The following is a 20,814-nucleotide window of genomic DNA, read 5'->3' as shown; positions in this document are numbered from 1 at the left end:
AGGGGCCGCTCAGGCCGCCTGCTGATGCGGCAGCTGCGATGCCACGCCCCGCAGCCGCTGCCAGCGCCGCTGCAGGTCCAGCCACTGACGGCCACGATCGCGCGAGACGTGTTTGCAGTCGATCAGGCTCAGCTCCCCACAGCTCGACAGCGTGTGCAGCCCGGCTTGATGACTCGCAGACACCAGCTCGCCCCGCAGCTGAGCCGGCAGGTGCCGGTACGCCACCTCGCGCTCGTTCAGCCGCATGAAACGCAGCAGGCGAATCGAACCGCCATAGGTCTGGCTGCAGTCCTGCACCGGCAGGTTGAGGCAGCCACCGGCCGACACAAAGGGCGTACCGCCAGGCCGCGCCCCGGCGCGGTCCACCAGCACTGGATTGAGCAGATGCAGCTGCCAGGGCCCGGTGAGCTGATCGGCATAGGCCAGATGCAGCTCGCGTTGATCGCGCGCACCTGCCCCCACCAGCGTGAAGAACATCCACCAGCGGCCCTCGTACTGAATCAGCGAAGCCTCCGCGCCCGGCAGGCCCGGCAGCATCGCGCATTCGCGCACCCAGTGGTCCAGCGAGCCTTGCGCACGGTAGAGCGCGATCTCGCCAGCCTGGTGGCTCTCCGGCACCATGAACAGCTCGCCCTGGTCCTCCAGCACGAAGGGGTAGGAGAGGTGGAAGGGCCGGGCCAGCGCAACGCTCTTGTCTCGCCATTCGAGGTCGGGGCCGAACTCGTGGCGCTCAATCACCGCATGCTTGGTCCGGTAGTCGTAGGCCTCGACAAAGACATGGGTGCGGCCGGCACGCCTGATGCCGAAAGGATCGGCCAGGTAACGCCAGGGGCCCGGGTCCGGCAGCCAGCGGATCTGCTCGCGTTGGGCTGACAGCGCGGCCTCGGTACTGAGGCTCGAGATGTGGGCCGGCACGATGCCGACTTGCCAGAAGTCGCTGCGCGGCCGCTTAAACATGGTGGGCGCGGGCCACCTGCAACTCCGGCTCCACCGCCAGGCGGCGACGCATGGCCAGCAACAGCTGGCCATACAGCTCGCCGATCGCGGCCACGCCGCGCTGCGGTGTGAAGGCGCGCATGTCATGCGTCTCGCGGGGCAGACCCTCGGCCTGCAGGCGGGCCAGCTTCATGCACAGGGCACGGCCGAGGGCCGGCACCGAGCCGGGCTCGATCAACTCGTCCTGGCGCGCCGCCAGGATTTCGCGCGGGCCCTCGGTGGCCGTGGCCAGCACCGGCAGGCCGGCGGCCATGGCCTCCAGGATCGCCAGGCCAAAGGATTCTTCGCGCGAGGGCGAGACGAACAAATCGAGCGCCTGCAGCACCTCGCCGACCTGTTCCTGGAAGCCCAGCAGGCGGATGCGCGAATCGCCGGCACAGAGCTTTTCGAGCGCGGCACGCTGTGGGCCTTCGCCGACGATGGCCAGCACCGCCTCGGCGGGCGCGTGGGCCTTGAAGGCCTCGATCAGCACGTCCATGCCCTTGCTTGCATGCAGGCGACCGACCGCGCCGACCAAGGGCTGGTCGGGCCGCAGCCCCAGCACAGCGCGCCAGCGGGCGCGACTATCACTCGACACCGAAGCCTGGGGTAGCCAGTTGGGGATCACGCGATGCCGGCCGGCATAGCCTGCGAGGCGCTGCTGCTGGCTGTGGTTCACGCAGATCAGGCCGTCCAGGCCGCCATGCTGATGGGCCTTGTAACCCACGTGCAGCGTTGCCAGCGTGGCGACCTGCTCGGGTGCGCCGGCCAGCGCCTTGCAGGCGGGGCTCAGGTGCGCATGGGCGATTTGCGGATCAAGCCTCTCCATCAGGCGGCGCATCTGCAGGCCGCGCAGCACCGGCCAACGAATGGCATGGAAGCGCACAGCCGAGCCCTGCAGCGCCCGCTCCATGGCCGAACCGGGCTGGCCCGCCACATGGACCTCATGCCCCTGGGCTGCCTGTTGCAGCGCGAGATCGACGCAGTAGCGTTCAGAACCCGCCATGCGGGGTGAGAACAGCAGATGAAGCAGGCGCAGGGCAGGGCGGGCCGGGGTCGAAGTCAGCATGTCGAAATCCAGGGCAACAGGATGGAAACACTTCAGCAACATTTATCTCCGGGAGCGCCTGACCGGATCCTGACTTCCCACCACCCCGGACGCGGGGATCAAGCCCGCGCAATCGCTACAGTTCGCGCCTATGCGCATCCTGCTGGTCGAAGACGATCCCACCCTCCGCACCATCGTGGCCACCAGCCTCCAGCAGGCCGGCCATCGCGTGGACACGGCTGCGGACCTGGGCCAGGCCCGCTGGCTCTGGAAGGTTCAGCAGTTCGACGCTGTGTTGCTGGACCTCAGCCTGCCGGACGGCAACGGCCTGCAAGCACTGCGTGAGGCCCGCGCTGCCGGTGACCGCACGCCGGTGCTGATACTGACGGCCCGCAACCGCACCGAGGAGCGCATCCAGGGGCTGGATGCGGGCGCCGACGACTACTTGGGCAAGCCCTTCGAGCTGGCCGAGGTCGAGGCCCGCTTGCGAGCCCTGGTGCGCCGCCGCCTGGACCTGGACGATCGTGTGCAGGTCGGCAGCCTGTGCCTGGACCGCCGCGCCGGACGCATCTACCTGCGTGATGTGCAGATGGAACTGCCGGCGCGCGAGTTCGACGTGCTGTGCGAGCTCCTGACGCCGCCGGGCAGGGTGGTCAGCAAGAAGATGCTGTCCGAGAAACTCTCCGACCTTGACGATGTGCTGGGCAGCAACGCGCTCGAAGCCTTCGTCTCGCGCCTGCGCAAGAAGCTGCAGGGCAGCGGGGCGTCGATACGCACGCTGCGTGGCCTCGGCTACCTGCTGGAGCCCGAGCAGTGAGCGGCAGCGCCACGCTGAAGAAGAAGCCCTCGCTGCGCTCGCGCCTGCTCTGGCAGCTGGTGCCGGCGCTGCTGCTGAGCTGGGTGGTTGGCAGCACGATCTCGGTCTACACCAGCTCCTATTTCATGCAGCAGGCCTATGACCGATCCATCCTGGACGATGCCCAGCTGCTGGCCTCGCACACCAAGCTGCAGAACGGCAAGCTGGTGCTGGATGCGCGCGAAGAAGACCTGCAATCCATCCTGTTCGATTCCAGCGAGACCATCTACTACGCCGTGGAAGCGCGCGGCGGCCGCCTGATCGCTGGCACGGCCGGCCTGATGCCCCACATCCCGGGCAACTGGACCGAGGTGCCGGGCACGCTTTTCCTCGACTCGCATTGGGATCAGAAAAGGCTCAAGGTGGTGGTGCTGACACGCCTGGACCCGCAGCCATATCGGGTCGCCGTGGCCGTGACCACCGGCGCCCGCGACGCCGTACTGAACCAGCTGACCGTGGCCTCGCTGGTGCCGCGCACGCTCCTCATGCTGACGCTGATCCTGTGGTTCCGATGGGTCATACGCCGCGAATTGCGGCCGCTGACGCACCTGGAGGAGTCAGTTGAGGAACGCGACTCCGCCGACCTCTCGCCGCTGCCCAAGCAATTGACCACGGGGGCAGCGACCCGCGACCTGCATTCATTGTCATCGTCCATCGATGACCTGCTCAGGCGCGTGGCCCAGAGCCTTGAACAACAGCGAGAATTTGCCGGCAACGTGGCCCATGAACTGCGCACTCCCTTGGCCGGCGTGCGCGCGGCCGCCGAATTTGGCCTAGCGCAAAGCGATCCCGAGCAATGGCGCAAGCAGCTGCAGGAAGTGCTGCGTAGCGAGCAGCGCGCCAGCCATACGGTCGAACAGCTGTTGATGCTGGCCCTGGCCAACGAGGCCAGCTCCGGCGTGCGCATGGAGCAGCTGAGGCTCAACGATTGCGTGCGCGAGCAGGTACTCGGCTGCCTGCCCAAGGCCGACCAACTCGGCGTCGAACTGGTGGCTTCCGGACTGGACGAAGACCTGCTGGTGCGCGCTGACCGAGCCCTGGTCGAAGGTCTGCTCAGCAATCTGCTCGACAACGCTTTCCGCTACGGCGGCAAGCCCGAAGGCGGTGGCACGGTCAGCGTGGTGCTCAGCCGCGTGGCCGGCGAAGTCTGGCTGTCGGTCATCGACCAGGGCCCGGGCATTCCGGCCGAACAGCGCGAGCTGTTGCTCAAACGCTGGGCGCAGGGCGAAGAAGGCGCACGCGTAGGCGCAGGTGCCGGCCTCGGCCTGGCCATCTGCCAACGCTTCGCTCGGTTGATGCATGCGCAACTGGTGCTGAACGCAGGGTTCGACGGGCACGGACTGAGCGCCAGCGTGGTGTTTTCTCGGGCCTGAGGATCGATCTTAAATATCGACAATGTGTATTATGTCAACTCACAAATCAGCCTCGCCCATGGACCCGATCCCGGACCGCTTGCAGTAAGGCGAAGACATTTCACCCCCCCCAGAAATGCCTGTTTTCGACAGCATTTCACCCCCTAGCCCCTCAAAACACGAAGCAAATACGCTCCGCAACCTTGCGTTGCATTTGAGTGCGACAGCATTTCACCCCCTAGCCTTATTGCCTCTTCGCCCAACAGCAGGCTGAATCGCCCCGGTTCAGACGCCGCCTTTCAACGAACGGTGACGCAAGGGTTGCATCGACAAGCACGTTGTTGCGAAGACGCGCCATACCTCCACCAGCGCCGCGCCCATGTGAACCACCATAGTCACTAGCCCCAGCATGGGGGCCACACGGCTAGTGATGCGCAGTTGCTCCAGCAGCTTCAGCGACTGCGGTTCCACCGTCTCGGCGGTGGCCTCGTGGTTGTCGTCACGGTGCCCATGAGCGCAGCTGGACGAGTTGCTGCAGGCATTGGCCCAGGCTTTTAACTGAGGTGAGCTGAGCGGAATTCTTCCGTGCGGCGAGTCCCGCCATGTCCGGGTTGCCCACGAGACCGCGTTGGCCACCCTGACTGCTAGGCACAGGGCTTGGTAGCGCTCAACTCGGGGAACCTCTATGACTCTGCCTTCCACGCGACTGCCTGTTGCCTTACTCAGCTGGGCCTTGATCGGCGTTGCCAGTTCGGCCGCGCAGGCCTCCCCGGTGTTTCAAACAACCGGCATCGTCAATACCCATGTCCATAGCTTCTCGCCTGGTCCCAATCAGACTGATGTGGGCTACCAGCAGTTCAACTACCTGAACCAGCCGCAGGCCCAAACCAGTACGACGATCGAGCAGACCGCCGCCGTGGCGGGCGCAGGCAAGGCCTTTGGCCGTGTGTCCGCTGCACCAGGGGTGCTCAAGGCCTGGTCGTGGTCCACCAATCCAGCCTGGACGCCGGGCACCAATCCGCTGGACTACGCAGCATCCGAAATCGGCAGCACCTTTGCCGACACCGTGCTGGTGAAGGGCGGCGGCCTGGCGGCGGGCACCCCTGTGCAGTACCAACTGGCACTTCACATTGAGGGCACGACGAGCACGCCTAGCTTCGAGATGGGCGGCGCCCTCGCGACCGAGGTAAGCGCCTACGTGAACTTTCGGGACTTGACGGGCGCCACGGTGTCGCTGAACTGGAATTCCAACAGAGACGACGAGGGCTGGTACTGGCTGACGCTGGACACACAGATCGGTGCAGAGCTACTGATCAGCGCCGGCCTCAATGCCACCACGTATGTCTCGGCCAATGCCAAGAGCCGCTTTGCCGAAGCCGACTACGGGCACTCCTCCTACTTCTACCTCGCACCTTCGGTGGCTGATCTCAACACCCTGGGTGCCAGCGGGCATGACTTTGCGCTGCCGAGTGACACGCCGCCTGATGGCTCTGTGCCGGAGCCGGCCACGCTCAGCCTGGTTCTGACGGGTCTGCTATTCGGACGTCGGCGTCGCGCCGGTCGTTCGCATTGAGCAAACCTACGATGCCAACGTCCCCTGTGCTTGCATCGGATCGGCTTGGCATGACACGCCCCTGTTTCGCCTTGAATTTCGGGAAGACGCACCTGCGGTGAGAGAAGCCTCCCGCTAGAGGGAGGCCATTTGGGAATTGAAGCGGCTAGCGAGTTCGCAGTTGCTGGCGGCAGTGCCCCTGCCCCAGTTCAACGCCGCTCGTGCGCGAGACCTACCTCAAGCTTTAAACAGCGAGGTGTACGCGTTGACGTTTCAGATGCGCCAGGCTTCGCACCGACTATCGCCTTGAGCGACATTTACGCCTTGATGCGCCTGTTCGTTCATCCTCGGGAGGCACAACAGCCATCAGGCACACCTTGAGGACTGCCTGCGAAGGCACCCTCGCCGTTGACCAGTGGTGTCAGAGTTCCCGGGGCGAGTGGCGGGACGCATCTCCTTGTCTTAAGCTCGGTCGGCGCTACGCATGAGTCCGCGCAACACAGCCCGGGAAGCTTCGCCTAGTTCGTTCGGGAGGCAAATGCACGTAGCACGAACAGCGTCTCGAGAGACCGCTCAGCCTTGAACACCGGGCTAATTCAAAAGGCGGGGACTGCCCACTCCCTATTGCAACCTGAGTGCGGCGATGGTGGAGTCAATTTTCAGGCTCAACGACGGGCTGGGGTCACGGAACCGGCCGTGCGGGTTTAACGTCGAAACGCAATGCCAGCAAGCGCACGCCTTCTTCGAGGCAGCTGCGCAGGCCCTCATCGAGGCCATCTTTTCGGCTGCTGCTATGAGCCACCTCGGGCGTGTAGGCGCTGGCTACTTTGCCGCGTTCGGCCATCACGCGGCTGACAAGCGCGCCAACGCCTGACACGCTCAACGACGAGCCTGCCAGCTTGCGACGCACGTTCACGGCATCCACGATGTCACCCGTGGCGGCATCGACGATGGAGATGTCCAAGCCCAAGGTATCCTTGTTGTCAGAGCCGCCGAGCTGCAGTCCGGCCACGTTCAGCCCGGTGGACGAGCCGCTCCCGCTGGCGCTGATCTCGGTGATCTCGGCCTGGAAGATGTACTCGGCGCCACGCAAGGGCTGCTGTGCCACGGTCCCCGTGGTCTGACCGGCTCCGTTCAGCTGCTTCTCGGCCACAACGCCGCGCGCCAGCTTGGCGCGCTCGACCACACGGAACTGCCCGGACTTCACCAGCGCCGTCTTGAACATCTCGGTGGCCCCGCGCGAGGGCAGCTCCATCGAGTTGCTGCTCACCTCGTAGACGGCCACGGCCACGCGTTGCTCCTGGCTCTTGCGCGGCAGCTTGCGCAGAGCCTGCGAGGTGCCCGACGAATCTTCGCGCGCACCCTTGCTGGCACACCCCGCGAGAGCAGCGAGCGCCAACGTCATACCGCCGCACAAGGCAAAGCGGCGTGCAGAGGAAAAACAACCAGGAGCGCAGTGGGGCGTATTCATGACGGCGGTGTCCTTGCAACTGACGAGACGAAGGTGGAGAACTTGGAACCGCCAACGCCACCCGAAGGCAGAACAGGACATGGGCCTACATTGGTGCCTTGACGTTGTCATAGCTGGTTGTGGCCTTGACCGCGGTGCTTTCCTCCCGGTAAGGCAAGCCGTCCTGCGTGCCAACCCACACCTGCGCCGCGACCACACCGACCACCGGGTCCTTGACGGAAAACTTGAACACCTGCGCCGGCTTGCCGTCCACGGTCTCAATCCCGCCACGCTCGCAGCTCACGATGGCTTTCTCGGCGACTGCTACCGCATTACGCAGGACCTGCACCGTGAAAGGAGCTGCAGACCAGGGCTCGCTACCCATGCGCTGATAGAGCTTCCCGTTGGCCTTAATGACCTCGAGGCTCGTGCCCGAGAAGCGCTTGATGGAATGAAAGGAGGGCGAGTCGATCTGCTTGAGATTGGCCTGGCTGAGGGATTTGACGCAGGCCGCGTTCTGGGCGTGGGCAAAGCCAGGACATGCGCTGGCCGCCAACCAGAAAAGCGCGGTGCAGAGCGGTGGGCGAAAGCTGAGGATCATGGAGTGTCCTTGCAGTGAAGAGGGGAGATCCCCTGCTCGAACGCAGCTTCGGGTCAAAGACGGACATGTCCACCCATTGATCCACCACCCGCTGGCATGAGGCCCAGGCCGCATGCAATAACGCCCACTCGCGCCGCCTTGCATCGGCCCTGGTTGGTCGCTTGGCCGCTGGTGATGCGGTGCCGCAAGGTTTGGCTTGGGCTTACCACTTCGGCGCACCTGGCTGGCATGCGCCGAGGCAAAACGCGCCCGGAGGCCGCGGCGCGCTGGAGGCCTGTTGCGTAACGGCTCGACAAACCGCCTGGATGTCCGGATCGTGTTTCGGTCTGCGTTGGTTGGGAAGTCGATGCACTGCGATCAACGCCAAGCCGATGGTCAACACCAACTGCCTCTCCCGTTGCTTAACCGCCTTGATGGCCGCCCTGCTTATGTGGGGCGGCGGCGCTGCCCTGGCTCAGGTCAAGACGGCACCGCCCAACTGGGGCGTGGGAGCGCCGGCGCAGCCCGGTACCCCATCGCCGGTACAGCGGCAGGTCCCGCCCCCTGCCGCACAAACGCTGACGCAGCCGCCGGTGTTGCCCTCCCCTGCCCAGGCAGCGCTGCCGGCCTCCGCCGCCGCGCGCCAGCAACCCACCCAAGCCGCTGGCGCGTCCATGCTGCCTGAGGGGCTGCAAAGCCCGGAAGCTCAGCTTCAACACATGCAGCGTCGCATGCAGGCCCTCGAAGTGCGACTGGCAGCCACCGAGAAAGCCCTCGCGACGCACCGCCATGCCTACCAAGGCGTTACGGTGAATCAATACAACTACCGAACCCTGCGCTACTTGCTGGAGAACTCGGACCGCAGTGACGGTCTGCTCAATTGGCCCTCGCTGCCACGCACGCTGCATACCAGCCCGCCGCAGGCCGACACGCCGTGAGGCCCCGCACCTCATTCGCCAAGGAAGCCACCATGCGCCGCCTTCTCCACCGTTTCGCCGTGCTTGGACTCACGGCCTGGGCCGCTTCCGGTCCGAGCACTTCCCAACCCCTGCCGCCAGCGCCCCGTGCGTCGGCCGCCATCAACTGGGAGGGCGCGCAACGCCAGGCGCCTGCACCGCTCCCGTCGCCGCGTGGATTGCCAGGCGTGATGACAGGTGCACCAGCCATGCGGGCACTGCCGACAGCGCCAGCGCTTCCTGCCCCGTCGGCAGTCGTGGAGCCACGGGCGTCCACGCCGTTGCCGCAAGGGACCGGAGCCGTGCCTCGCAACCTTCCGGGTGTAAACCTTCCAGGTGCAAACCCGCCAGCTCCGCCCGCCTTGGGCCCAGCGGCTGAACCGTCTTCCACCGGCAGCACGTCACCGATCCATCGTGCCCTGGGGCGTGATCCCAAGCTGTCGGGAAGCTGCGGGAACCTGGAGACGGAAGCACCACAGGTGAGCCGGGTCACGGGCGGCCAAGGGTTGGAGGCGTTCTATCACGGCGTCCTTCGCCTGTCCCCGCCCGCACTGCCCGAGGACAGGAGCGACGTCGTGGCGCCGGGCGAAAGCCTGATCGTCACGGGGCGTTGCTTTGGCGGTACACCCGGGCAGGTCAAGGTGGTGCTGCAGGCGCTCGACCGGCCTGCTGGTCAAGGCACCGTAGCATTGGCGCAGTCGGCACCAGTCATCGTGGCGACAGTGCAGCAGTGGACCGATGACCGCATCGAGTTGCTGGTGCCGAGCGACGTGCGTGGAGTGCCGCCCAGCCCGGCGGCACTCCTGGTGGTGCGAGCCGACGGACGCACCAGCGCAGCACAGGGCGTCAGCTTCTATCCGCTGTGGGAAGTGGGGCCGCTGGCTGCGGCGTTCCAGGTGCTCGCATGTGCCGAGCCTCACCCCACAGCCGCCTCGCGATGCGACGTGCTGCAGAGGCCCCTGTTCAAGAGCCAGCGCCTGCACGAGCGCGGCGACACCATGCTGTCCTTGCTCGGCCGCTATGAACACACGCAGCTGCGTGCCATTCACTTCCAGGATGGGGATTGGCCCGCGCGCGCGCCCAACAAGGCTGACGGGGTCGACACGTACGGCTTTCGTCTGCCGGCGTGGACAGCGGCCTGGGTCTCGCAAAACCCGGCCGAGGTTGACGTGCGCTTCTGGTCTGGCGACATGCAGCTGGGTCGTCCCGAGGAGATGCCGATACGCGAGCTGCTGGTGCGTCCGACTCAGGGCGAGCGGCGCTGGAGTGCCGCGGCCGACCATGTCGTGGATGTGCCCTGGCAGGCACCAGGGGTTGGGCGCTGGCGGATGTACGAGCTGAAGATCATGGCAATCTGGCCCGCTGGCATGGGCAGCAAGCCTGGCGATCTGCTCACTCAGCGCGGCACTGCGGACCTGTGGCAGCGCCCTGCCACCAGCACGCCGCAACCCAGTCGCGCGGCACCCGTCCTCGTGCCGCCCACTCGTGCGGGGCCCGCCCAGCGCACCACTCCCGTCGCACCCACGGCGCTGCCGCGTCGGTGGTGAGGCCTGCTCCGGATGACGCTCATGCCTGCTCGCCTTCTACACCTTTCCCGTTCGGCCGTGCTCACCGCCATGCTCGCACTGGCTCACCCGGTCCAGGGCGAGCCCGCGCCACCCGCGCCCCGCGCCTCGGCAGGCATCAACTGGGGCAGCACCTCGGCGGCTCCCGCGCCGGGCCTGTCGTCTACCCTGCGGCCGGCGCCGCCCCGTGCACCCTCCCTTACCGTGCAGCCTGCAGTGGCATCGCCAGTGGCGCCCTCCACCTTCAGCGCCAGGCAGCCACCAGGCAATGGGGCGCACACCCTCGCGCAAGGCAGTCTGCCCGAGCTGAAAACACCGCGGGACCTGACCAACCTGACCGACAGCCAGCCCGTTCGCTTTGAGGGTCGCAACACCACGATCAAGGCACTGCGTGAGTCCTCCACCATGCAAGTGCTGCGTGGTGGCAGCCCGGCGATGACGCAGGCCACCTGGACGCGCACCGTACATGGCCAGGGCATGAACACCCTGGGCACCTCACCTGCAGGCCAGTGGGCTGCAGCCAATGCGGCGCTGCGCCAGTCCGTCGAAGGCGCTGGTCCGGGCAACATGGCCAGCACGCTGCTGCGCCCCAGCGGCGGCGCCATTTCCATCCAGCACTGCAACGGCGTGGACTACACGACTCGCACCACCCGCGGTGCCACATCGCTCACAGGCCCGCAACTGCTCAACCTGAAGCAAAGCCATATCGGCCCCGGCGGCGCCGTGGTGCTCAACGGCCTGTGCTTTGGCGCCACCCCCGGTCGTGTACGGCTGATTGGCAATTTTCCGGGCGGGCAGTTGCTACTGAGTACCCCCGTGTGGCGACACGATGTGGTGTACGCCGAGATTCCTCAGCTCAATGGCGTGGCCAGCCATCAGGTGGTGGTGCAGTTGCTCGATGCCCGAGGCGTGCTCTCCAACGAGCTGCCCGGCACCTGGGAGGCGCCACCCCAGATCCTGGAAGTCGACTCGGCACGCGTGTGGGAGATCGTGCAATGCGATAGCAACCAGGCCCCTTTCGACGCGGTGTGCCGCTCCGGTGCACAACTGCTCCAGAGTCTTGATGCCAAGCCCCTGTTCGGCATCTTTCTCGCTCAGCACACGCAGTGGCTCGCCGAATCCCTCCCCGCCACGGCCATCGGCGCGCTGCACCGTCGCGTCGACCTGGACAAGCCGGTCGAGCCCTTCCAGGGGCGTGACGTCTACCGCCTGCGCGCACCGGCAGGCTGCGTTGCGGAGAAGACCTTCTGGAGCCCTCCCAACAACGCGCCTGCCACCGGCATTACCGCCACCCACCTGGACGAGCGCACGGTCGCCGTGGACTGGCGCGCCGACTTCTGCGTGAAGTACGGCTGGGCGCTCGACCACGACTGGAGCTGCGTCGGCAGCTACATGAGCCGCAAAACCGTGATCAGTTGCCCCGCCGGCACCGCACTGCCATGACGACCACCATGATTGCCACGCCCAGCCGATGGACGCTGCTGCTACTGCCGGCCCTGCTGGCGGCCTGCAATGGCAGCGCACCGCCCCCCGACACGCAGCAGGCGAGCACGCCCGCCGCATCCACGACAGCCTGCGCCCGATTGAGCCCGGCCCAGGCCGCGCTGGTGCTGCGCCTGCCGACGAGCCATGCCACCGCCGACAAGCCCGAGAACTGCAGTTGGAACAGCGGCCGCGAGGACATGCCCTTCCCCGTGCTCACGCTCAGCGTCAACCGGCTGCCTGACGCTGCCAATGCAGCCCGGCTGTTCGAGGCGATATCAAGCGTGCAAAGCAAGCTCAGCAAGGGCGTGAATGCCGCACTCGGAGAGAAAACCCGCCGCTCGGGGCGCGCGCCCGAAGGTTTGGGCGACGAGGCCTGGCTGCAAACCGACGACTTGGCCGGCGCCGACACCACGCTGCTCGTTGTCCGCGCGGGGCACACGGTTTACGCATTCGGTGTCGTGGGCATGGGCATGACGCAAGGCCTGGGCGAGCGGCTGGAAGCTGCGGGCCGGAGCGCCTTGGCGGCACCATGACAGCCCTGAAGCTGGCCACCGGCCTGCTCCTGGGGGCGGCGCTGGCTGCCGGGTTGGCGCAAGCCGAAAACCCTGGGGCAGGCACCGGCGTCGACAAGGGAGGCAAGGCCAGGGTGTCGCTGCTGGCACAGCCGTCCGTCGCCCTGCCAGGCGAGCCCGTGACCCTCACCGGCATGACACCGCTGGACGGCAAAGGCGCCGTGGTGCTGCGCATCACGCCCCCCCGAGGGGCAGGCGGCGGTGGAGCTGCGCACACAGCCCGCGCCGAACGGCGACTTCAGCGTGGGCTTCGCCGTCACGCAGGGACCGGGCTGCTACCGCGTGGAGGCCACCTCGCCCGCCGGCACTGCACGAGGCAGCCAGAGCTTCGAGGTGATGACCAGCGCCGCTGCGGCAAGCACACTCGACCAGGCTGCGGCTAGCGCCAAGGCCGAGCTGACCGAACTGGCTCGGTTGACGCAAGACATTGCCCAGGACATCGACGCGCAAATCGCCAAGCTGCCCGACAACCCCGCCCGCGACGAGCTGCGCACCCGCTGGAGCGCCGCCGGGCCGGGCCTGCAGCAACACATGCGCGAGCTCGGTGACGTGGACGCGCTGCTGGCACCGATCCGCGCGGCCGTGGCCGACCAACCGGCGCTGCACCCGGCCCTCGTCTTCGCTGCGCGCCGGCTCGACGACTGGACCCGCAGTGCCATGGCAGAGCGCCGCCGCATCGTGAATCAACTGGCAGCCAGCCGGCGCGCGAGCGTGACCTGCGAGTCGCTGGAACGGGTGGCCGAGGGCTTCAAGCTCGCCTCGGCCCTGAGCAACAGCGCCGCCAGCGTGGGCGAACTGCTCAAAGGGGCCCTGCAAGACTTCGGCATCAGTCAACTGATGCGCCTGGTTCAACCTGCTCCCAAGCAGCGCCTGGCCAACGCCAAATCCGCTGCCGAACTGCTGTCCAAGGTCGCCTCGGAGAAGGGGGCGAACTGGCTGGTGCGGCTCAACGACCTGGCGGCCTGGACAGCCGGCAAGGCCTTCGACCGCTACTGCGAGCGCCTCTCTGGCAACTTCGAGGGCGAGATGCATGCCGAGTTCTTCTCACAGATGACAGGCCAGAAATGGTGGGCCTACGACATCAGCTTCAAGGGCCTGCTCGATCTGCGCTACGCAAAGGGCAGCACAGCCGGGGCGGCGGTGGCCGTCAAGGGCGAGTTCACCGGGCAGGCCACGCGCTTCACGCTGGACGAAGACGCCATCCGCATCGGCTGGCCAGACCTCACCGCCGGGGCACGCCTGTTCAAGCGTGCCCTGCTCCCCCGGCCGCTCATCGGCATGGCCTTGAGCGCTGACCGGACGCTGCAAGAAGAAAAACCCATCGACATCGACGGCAAAGCCTCCATCGCCATGCTGCAGCCCTATGGTTTCCTCGTGCCGGTGGAGGGCGAGATCGTCAACGACCGCCTCAGCTTGCGCATCGGCAGCCCCACGAGCGACTACACCGCCAACGCTCGCGTGGTCTATGTCATCGTCTCGCCGCTGAGCATCGTGCCCGTGGCCACGGCCTTCGAGCTGCCCTACAAGGATGCGGGCTTCTTCCTTACCCGCGTCTCGGGCGGCACCGCCCTCCAGTTGCCCGTGAAGCGCACCAAGGCCGGCCTCGTGTTGGACGAGGTCCTTACGCAGGAGAATGGCAACCGAGTGGCCCAGGGGCGCTACAAGCTGCATCTCAAGCTCTGCAACCCGGCAGGGAGCTGCTGATGGCAACGCCCCTAAATCGGCGGACATGGCTGGCGGGCTTGGCCTGGCCGATCGTGGCAAGGGCAGTCCCCGAGCCCGAGCCGCCACTGCTCGTGCCCCTCGTGGCGGGGCTGCGCGTGACGACCGCCGTGCACGAGAGCGGCGCAGGCGACTACGAATCCACCAAGACGCTTCTCGGTCGCCTGCCAGCGCCGCTGCAGGGCTGGCGCATCGAACTGCAAGCCACCCGCCGCCATCCGAACGGAGGCCCGGCCCCGCATCCATCGCGAAGCCTGCGTTTGCAGCTCGACACGGACCTGGCCTCGGCCACCACCTACCGCCCCCGCTTTGAAGACGACGCCGAGGAAGACTACCCCGGCACGACCGCGCTGGGCCCCTCGACCCGGGTGCTGGCAGCGCTGCGGACGGGGCGCAGCACACTGCGCATCGTTGAAGACCCCGCAGCCTTCATGCCAGGCGCGCCCGACCCTCTGGGTCTGGGTGCCCTCTTCGCGGCCGGCGAGGTGGTGCTGAGCGGCGAGTTGCTGCGCCAGGCCGCACCACCGCCCCGAGCCGTCCTGCTGAGAGGTCGGCCACAGACCCTGCCCGTGCTGCGTGCTGCTGGTGAGCTGCGCACCCGCAGTGGCCACAGCGTACCCGTGCAGCTTGACGTGCTGGACGATGCCCGCAACCCCATCGCCCTGGGCTGGCGCATCGGGGTGCACGAGTTGGCCGTGGTGCGCATCGACTGGCCCGCCCCCGACGACGCTGCGCGCCTCACCGCAGCACTGGATCGGGAGCGCCGCGTGGTCCTGCCGGGACTGAGCTTCGACTTTCGTTCCGCCGTGCTGCGCAGCGACTGCGCTGCCGCGCTGGACACCCTTGTCGCAGCCCTGCAGGCCGCACGACCCAGCGCCACTTGGCGCCTCGAAGGGCATACCGACAACATCGGCAGCGACGAGGCCAACCTGGCGCTATCGAAGGCTCGGGCCCAGGCGGTGCAGGCGGCACTGACGCAGCGCAACGCCAGGCTGGGCTCCCGCCTTCGCACCGTCGGCTTTGGGGCCAGCCGCCCCGTCGACAGCAACGCGACCCTGCAAGGCCGGGCCCGCAACCGACGGGTGGAGTTGGTGCTGGAGGCCGAGTAAGCGGGCAGCACCGGAGCAGGGGCGTCCAGCTGTCCGGATTCAGCATGGCGACGCGTTGAGCTAGACGAACTCCACTCCCGCTGCCGCACCATGACGCACAACCCATCTTCCCTACGCCGCCGCGCCAGTCTCATGCCCCACCGGCTGAACCGCCTGGTGCGCAGCCAGGCTTGGCTTGCTGCGTCGCTGATCGCCACCGCCGCCTCGTCGGGGGTGCTTGCCCAGGGCTCTGCGCCGCGCCCGCAGCGCGCCATCGACTGGGGCGGGCCGGCAGCACAAAACCCAGGCAGCACACCACCTGCGATGCCCCCTGCCATGACACCCCCCTCACCCACGCTCCCGCCACCCACCATGGCCCCGGCACGTCAAGGGGTAGCCGCGATGGCCAGGCCGAGCCCCTCTTCCCCGACGGGTGCGAATGGCAAGCCGACTGTGCGTGTCTTGAGCCGGGGCGAGCGCGCCTCGGCCGAGCTGAGCCGCTACACCGCCGCAGTCCCGGGGGAAGCCGCCCCCGTGGCGACGGGCCTCGCAGCTGCCAACGAGGCCCTGCGTCGCGAGGCCTCATCCCTGGCGCAGAAGACCACACCGCCCACGACGCCCCCTTCGGGCCTGGGTGTGCGACCTGGCGCCCTCAGCGGCACCTCCCCCCTGGGCGCACTCACTGGCCACATCACTTGCAATGGCGTGGACTACCCAGTGGGGCGCAACAGCAGCGCCGTGCTGGATCGCCCCAGCGTGGCCAGCCTGAAGCAAAGCCGCGTGGCACCTGGCGGCGCCCTGCTGTTGCAGGGCCGCTGCTTTGGCAAGGCGCCCGGCCAAGTCAGGTTGGTGGGGGGCTTCCCCGGCGGCGCGCTGGTGCTGACGCCCTCGATATGGCAGCACGACACCGTGTTCGTCGACATTCCGTCCACTGCCCAATCGCAGAGCCCAGACGTGCTGGTGCAACTCATCGACGCCCAAGGCAGGCAGGGCACCCAGCAGCGCGTGGCCTGGGAAGCACCCGCCCAGAAGATGCAGCGCATGGAGGTCGATTCCGCCAAGGTCTGGGAGGTGGCACAGTGCCAGTTTCCGGGGATCTCGGGTGGCCAATGCAATGGCGTCAATCGCGTGAAGAACTACGGCTGGATGCGCGAAGGTGGGTTATTGGATCGTCCGTGGGTACCGCAGCCCGGTGAGCTGAGCGCCCATCATCTGCTCTACAACCACGACAAGCCGGTCGCACCTTTCCGCGGGCGCGACACCTACACACTGCGTGCGCCGGCTGGATGCACAGTGGACCGGACCTACGGCGGGCAGGTCAGCGGCGCAGCCCTGGAGGAAGCGCCGATCTCCAGCGCCATCGTCAGCCACCCTGATGGCCGCAGCATGGTGGTGGACTGGACCGCCAACTACTGCCTGGAGGTGGGCTGGGCGCTGGATCACGACTGGCAATGCGAGGCCGTCTTCGCGAGCAGGAAGACCGTACTCAACTGCCCCGCAGGCACGTCGCTGCTGCCATGACCCCGGAGGCCGGCCACGGCAACCGCTTCACGATCGGCAGCTCGTACCCCTGACCTTCAGCGTGAAGACGGTGCACCCCAGCCCGGCCGGCGGCCCCTCGGGCGCGTACCACCCTGCGGACGAGGCGGCCGCTTGAGCCTGCAGGGCCTGCGCAGCGACCGCCTGCCCCTGGCTCCGCAACAGCTCAGCCTGCACCGCCCAAAGATAACTCTGCAGCCGCAGCTCGCGGCTGGCGGGCAGCGAGGCCCAAACGGCCTGCGCCTCAGCCAGGGCATTGGCAGCCGCCGTCAGGTCCTTGTTCAGCAAGGCCACGCGGGCCAACCCAAGGTGGGCAAGCAACTGCGCGGCGGTAGCGCGACGCTGCGCGCCAGGTGCCCCCAGGTGCACGGCCTGCCGCAGCAGTGTCAGCCCTTGATGCTGGGCCTGTGAATCGCCTTGGTCCAGCAGGAAGCGTGCCCATCGCTCGCGCGCCGAGGCGAGCGCAGCGGAATCGGGTGCGTCATGCGCCTCGCTGGCCTGCAGCGCAGCCCAAAGGTGCTGCCGGGCTGCGGCCGCGTCGCCGGTTTGCGCCAAGGCCGTGCCCAGCAAGCCGTCCAGGCGGCGCTGGTCCGCCTCCCGGTTCATATGTTCGGCGTAGTCCTTCTGCACGCCGCGCAGGATGCTCAGGGCGAGGTCCGGCCGGCCGTCCATGAGCAGCGCTGCCCCGCGGTACTCGCGCGCCGTGTCGTCCCCGGGGCCGTCGCTGCCTTTGGGCGTGGGCAGGGACTCGAACATCGCCAAGGCCCGGCGCCGCTCACCCAGGCGGTGCAGCCAGCGGGCGTGGTTGGCCACGGCGTGGAAGTGGTTGCTGTGGTTGGGGCCGTAGGTGCTCAGCGCCTGGGCTGTTGCCGTCTCGAAGTGCTTCAGCGCGGCCGACACCTGCCCCTGCTCCATCAGCGACATTGCCAGGTTGGTGTGAATGACCGACAGGTTCTCCTCGCTGGCCCCCGGGGCCAGGGGCACAGCCAGGGCCTGCTCGTACAGCGCCTGCGCCTGCGGCCAGGCCTCGCGGGCGTTGTGCACATTGCCCAGGTTGGCCAGCGCGGCCGGGTAGTCCTCGGATTGCGGCGCATGCCGGCGGTACAGCGCAATGGCACGCTCCAGCGCCTGGACGCGCTGCGCATGGGCTCCCGGCACGGCGCGCAGCACTTCGCTCTGCGCCATCCACCAGGCCGCACGCTGCTCGGAAGCGTCCAGACCGGCACGCCGGATGAGCTCGTCAACCCGCGCCAGGGTCGCCTTGGCGGCCTCCGGGTGAAGGCTGAAGATGTCGCCGTAGGCATCGACCAGCAGCCCCTGGATGTATACCGGATCGGTCACCCCCAGGTACTTCTCAGCCAGCTCCATCTGGCGGCGGTGCAGCACCTCATAGCGGTCGTCCTCCGCCAAGTATCCATACACATTCGCCACCACGCCGAGCAGCTCGATCCGCAACGCGGGGTCATGCTCGAAATCCCGGTCGATGCGCTCCGACGCCAGGTCCATCAGCTGCCGGGCGGTGATCTGGCCGCGCGGTTGGTCGGAGGGTCGGCGAGGATCGACGGCGTTGAAGATGCCCAGCACGAAGCCCTTTACCGCTTCAGCGCGGCGCGCCTGGGCCAGCGCTCGCTGCCCCTGCCACACCACGCCCGCAACGCCGACGACGAGACTCAGGGCCAGCAGGCCTGACAAGGCCACCCCCACGCGGTGTCGGCGTACGAAGCGAGCCATGCGCACGGGGCCGGTGATGTGCCGCGCCATGATGGGCTGACTGCGCAGGTGACGCTCCAGGTCCGCCGCAAAGGCAGCAGCAGACGCGTAGCGGTCGTCGGGGCGGGCCTGCAGCCCCTTGCACAGGATGGCATCAAGATCGCCAGCCAAGGCGCGTTTGAGCCGGCTGGGCGTGCTGCGCATCACCTCGGCATGGCCGGGCGCCACGCGCTGTGAGACAAAGGGTGGCGGATCGGCATCGAGGTCGGCTCTCACGCGAAGGCGCGGGCGGTGTCGCTCGGCTTCGAAGGGGGCCGCGCCGGTCAGCAACTCGAACAGCATGGCCGCCAGGGCGTAGACATCCGTGGCCACGCTGACGGCACCACCGGTGAATTGCTCGGGGGCAGCGTAGGCGGGGGTGGCCAGCCGCACATCGGACCGGGTGAGCGGTGAGGCGTCGTCGCTGGCATGCAGCAGCTTGGCGATACCGAAGTCCAGCAGCCGCACGTGCCCCTCCGCATCGACCAGCACATTGGCGGGCTTGAGGTCCCGGTGTGCGATCAGCTTGCCATGCGCATACTCCACCGCGGCGGTCACCTGAATGAACAAGCGGATGCGCGCTGGGAGGTCCAGCCGATGCTCGTCAGCCCAGCGGGTGATGGGCAAGCCCTCCACAGCTTCCAGCGCCAGGTAAGGCTGCCCATGGGCACTGAGCCCTGCGTCATAGAAGCGCGCAATGTTGGGGTGGGAGAGGCTGGCAAGGATGTCGCGCTCCCGCTCAAAGCGCTCCCGCACCGTGCCCGCCAGCAAGTGCGCGTGAGGCAGCTTGAGGGCGACCTCGCGCTGGTAGGCACCATCGACCCGACGCGCCAGCCACACCTCACCCATGCCGCCCCGTCCCAGTTCGCGCAGGAGTTCGTAGGGTCCCACCCGCAGCCCCGCCTGCAGCGTGGGGGTGCCGCTGTCCTCAGGCGCGTGCTGCCCGTGCGCCGGCTCAGGGGGCAGCCTCGGCATTTCCGCCAAGAACTGAGGCGATTCCTCCACCGCCGCCAACCCCACCAGCACCTGCCTCAACGGCTGGAGCAAATCGGCATCGGCTGAGCCCAAAGTGTCCAGCCAGCCGCTGCGCTGCGAGGCGGGCAGCGCCATGGCCTGATCTAGCAACTCGGAGAACCTACTCCAGCGCTGCGGCGGGCAAGGCAATGTCTTCATTGGGTCTCCAACGCGAAACGCCGCCCAGAACGGACAGCCGGTGGGCGTCTAGCTGAGCATCGTCTTGAGAATGGCGCGAGCCTTTTCCCAATCTCGCCGCACGGTGCGGTCCGTGACCTGGAGGACCTCGGCAATCTCGATCTCGGTCATGCCAGCGTAGTAGCGCATTTCCACGACCTGCGCCAAGCGAGGCTCCACCTGCTCCAGAGTCCGCAAGGCCTCATCGAGCTGCAGCGGTTCGTCTTCGGAGGCAACGAGACCTGGCTCGGTCTCCAACGTGACTCGGATCAGCCCGCCGCCCCTTCGATCAGCATTGCGCTCTCGCACCAAATCGACAATGACCGAGCGCATCACCTTGGAGACGTAGGCGAAAAAGTGGTTTCGACTCGGAAAGGTCACCGTTCCCACGCGCTGCGACAGCTTGAGGTAGCTCTCATGAACCAGTGCGGTGGTGTTGAGTTGAGTCACTGAACCGACGGTGCGCAAGCGAGACCTTGCAAGGAGCTTCAACTCATTGAAGGCTTCATTCCAGAGCGCATCCCCGAGCACTTGAGGAACATCATCCGGATCATTCATGCATTCATTGTCAGCGATTTAGGCTGCCACGCACCGGGGCCACAGATCCGTAGATGCACAGTTAGGTACACCTGCCCGACCTCCGGACCTCAAAAAGCGATTCGCCTGGCCGGCACGTCGCAAGTCTGTTGATTTCCGCCGAATCCTGACCCACCACCCGCAGTAATTTCCATCCAAACCTGACCCACGTATGAACCCTACCCTGCCGCTATTTGCGGCAGGAGCACTGGAGTGATTGACGTGGCGACACTAAGTGTCATCAGGCGATGGGCCCTGCGCGAGCAGCTGTCCATCCGCGAGATAGCCCGGCGCACCGGCCTGTCTCGCAACACCATCAGGAAGTACCTGCGCGGCGATGCCCAAGAGCCGGCCTATGCCAAGCGTGAGAGCCGCAGTCGGCTCGATCCGTTTGCGGAGAAGCTGGCCCAATGGCTCAAGACCGAGGCCGGCAAGAACCGCAAGCAGCAGCGCACGCTGAAGCAGATGCACGCAGAGCTCATGACCGAGGAGCGCGACATCCTAAAAAAGGCCGCAGCGTACTTTGCCAAGCAGTCCGGGTGAAGTACGCGTTCATCG

At 67.2% G+C, this 20,814-nt stretch carries 16 protein-coding genes and 1 pseudogene; 11 read left to right on the top strand and 6 right to left on the bottom strand.

Annotated features, from left to right (window positions below; all coding sequences use genetic code 11):
* Positions 1 to 9 precede the first annotated feature (9 nt).
* Complete coding sequence (locus J7U46_RS00085; protein ID WP_282822780.1) at positions 10 to 957, bottom strand: hypothetical protein; 948 nt, start codon at positions 955 to 957, stop codon at positions 10 to 12.
* Positions 950 to 2,044, bottom strand: a complete 1,095-nt coding sequence (locus tag J7U46_RS00080; RefSeq protein ID WP_282822779.1) for a glycosyltransferase — start codon at positions 2,042 to 2,044, stop codon at positions 950 to 952. The genes J7U46_RS00085 and J7U46_RS00080 overlap by 8 nt, the downstream gene beginning before the upstream one ends.
* 130 nt (positions 2,045 to 2,174) lie before the next feature.
* Here J7U46_RS00080 and J7U46_RS00075 point away from each other — a divergent pair, with 130 nt between their 5' ends.
* From J7U46_RS00075 to J7U46_RS00065, 3 genes are all read left to right on the top strand, one after another.
* A complete protein-coding gene (locus J7U46_RS00075) occupies positions 2,175 to 2,840 on the top strand; it encodes a response regulator transcription factor (protein ID WP_282822778.1) in 666 nt (221 codons plus the stop codon).
* Positions 2,837 to 4,252, top strand: coding sequence for a sensor histidine kinase (locus J7U46_RS00070; RefSeq protein WP_282822777.1), 1,416 nt, complete (start codon positions 2,837 to 2,839; stop codon positions 4,250 to 4,252). The genes J7U46_RS00075 and J7U46_RS00070 overlap by 4 nt, the downstream gene beginning before the upstream one ends.
* A gap of 712 nt (positions 4,253 to 4,964) precedes the next feature.
* Positions 4,965 to 5,804, top strand: a complete 840-nt coding sequence (locus tag J7U46_RS00065) for a PEP-CTERM sorting domain-containing protein (RefSeq protein WP_282822776.1) — start codon at positions 4,965 to 4,967, stop codon at positions 5,802 to 5,804.
* A 661-nt stretch (positions 5,805 to 6,465) separates the two neighbouring features.
* Here the strand turns inward: J7U46_RS00065 and J7U46_RS00060 are convergent.
* Entirely contained in the window at positions 6,466 to 7,188 is a 723-nt protein-coding gene (locus J7U46_RS00060) for a CsgG/HfaB family protein (RefSeq protein ID WP_282822775.1), read from the bottom strand.
* A gap of 151 nt (positions 7,189 to 7,339) precedes the next feature.
* Positions 7,340 to 7,834, bottom strand: a complete 495-nt coding sequence (locus J7U46_RS00055; RefSeq protein ID WP_282822774.1) for a hypothetical protein — start codon at positions 7,832 to 7,834, stop codon at positions 7,340 to 7,342.
* A gap of 413 nt (positions 7,835 to 8,247) precedes the next feature.
* Between J7U46_RS00055 and J7U46_RS00050 the strand changes: the two genes are divergently transcribed.
* The 7 genes from J7U46_RS00050 to J7U46_RS00020 all read left to right on the top strand — a co-directional run bounded on the left by J7U46_RS00050 (position 8,248) and on the right by J7U46_RS00020 (position 16,722).
* Positions 8,248 to 8,751 (top strand): hypothetical protein, encoded by a 504-nt coding sequence (locus J7U46_RS00050; RefSeq protein WP_282822773.1) that lies wholly within the window; start codon positions 8,248 to 8,250, stop codon positions 8,749 to 8,751.
* Positions 8,752 to 9,248: 497 nt separating this feature from the next.
* Positions 9,249 to 10,316: a hypothetical protein gene (locus tag J7U46_RS00045; RefSeq protein WP_282822772.1), complete on the top strand. Its 1,068-nt coding sequence runs from the start codon at positions 9,249 to 9,251 to the stop codon at positions 10,314 to 10,316.
* A 57-nt stretch (positions 10,317 to 10,373) separates the two neighbouring features.
* A complete protein-coding gene (locus J7U46_RS00040; protein ID WP_282822771.1) occupies positions 10,374 to 11,777 on the top strand; it encodes a hypothetical protein in 1,404 nt (467 codons plus the stop codon).
* Complete coding sequence (locus J7U46_RS00035) at positions 11,774 to 12,352, top strand: hypothetical protein (protein WP_282822770.1); 579 nt, start codon at positions 11,774 to 11,776, stop codon at positions 12,350 to 12,352. The genes J7U46_RS00040 and J7U46_RS00035 overlap by 4 nt, the downstream gene beginning before the upstream one ends.
* Positions 12,353 to 12,592: 240 nt before the next feature.
* On the top strand, positions 12,593 to 14,095 hold the full coding sequence (locus tag J7U46_RS00030; RefSeq protein WP_282822769.1) for a hypothetical protein: 1,503 nt from the start codon (positions 12,593 to 12,595) through the stop codon (positions 14,093 to 14,095).
* Between the two features lie 53 nt (positions 14,096 to 14,148).
* Entirely contained in the window at positions 14,149 to 15,222 is a 1,074-nt protein-coding gene (locus tag J7U46_RS00025; protein ID WP_282822768.1) for an OmpA family protein, read from the top strand.
* Between the two features lie 381 nt (positions 15,223 to 15,603).
* Positions 15,604 to 16,722, top strand: coding sequence for a hypothetical protein (locus tag J7U46_RS00020; protein ID WP_282822767.1), 1,119 nt, complete (start codon positions 15,604 to 15,606; stop codon positions 16,720 to 16,722).
* A gap of 27 nt (positions 16,723 to 16,749) precedes the next feature.
* Here the strand turns inward: J7U46_RS00020 and J7U46_RS00015 are convergent, their stop codons facing one another.
* The gene (locus J7U46_RS00015; protein WP_282822766.1) at positions 16,750 to 19,662 is read right to left on the bottom strand and encodes a serine/threonine-protein kinase; all 2,913 of its coding nucleotides are present in this window, start codon (positions 19,660 to 19,662) and stop codon (positions 16,750 to 16,752) included.
* Between the two features lie 48 nt (positions 19,663 to 19,710).
* Entirely contained in the window at positions 19,711 to 20,238 is a 528-nt protein-coding gene (locus J7U46_RS00010; protein WP_282822765.1) for an ECF-type sigma factor, read from the bottom strand.
* Between the two features lie 231 nt (positions 20,239 to 20,469).
* Here J7U46_RS00010 and J7U46_RS00005 point away from each other — a divergent pair.
* Positions 20,470 to 20,739 (top strand): annotated as a pseudogene (locus J7U46_RS00005) (helix-turn-helix domain-containing protein); the annotation flags it as partial.
* Positions 20,740 to 20,814: the final 75 nt, after the last annotated feature.

This window comes from Pelomonas sp. V22 (genome assembly GCF_030014915.1).
GTDB lineage: Bacteria > Pseudomonadota > Gammaproteobacteria > Burkholderiales > Burkholderiaceae_C > JAUASW01.
The sequence above is the reverse complement of the archived record's forward strand: the minus strand, read 5'-3'. Positions and strand labels throughout refer to the sequence as shown.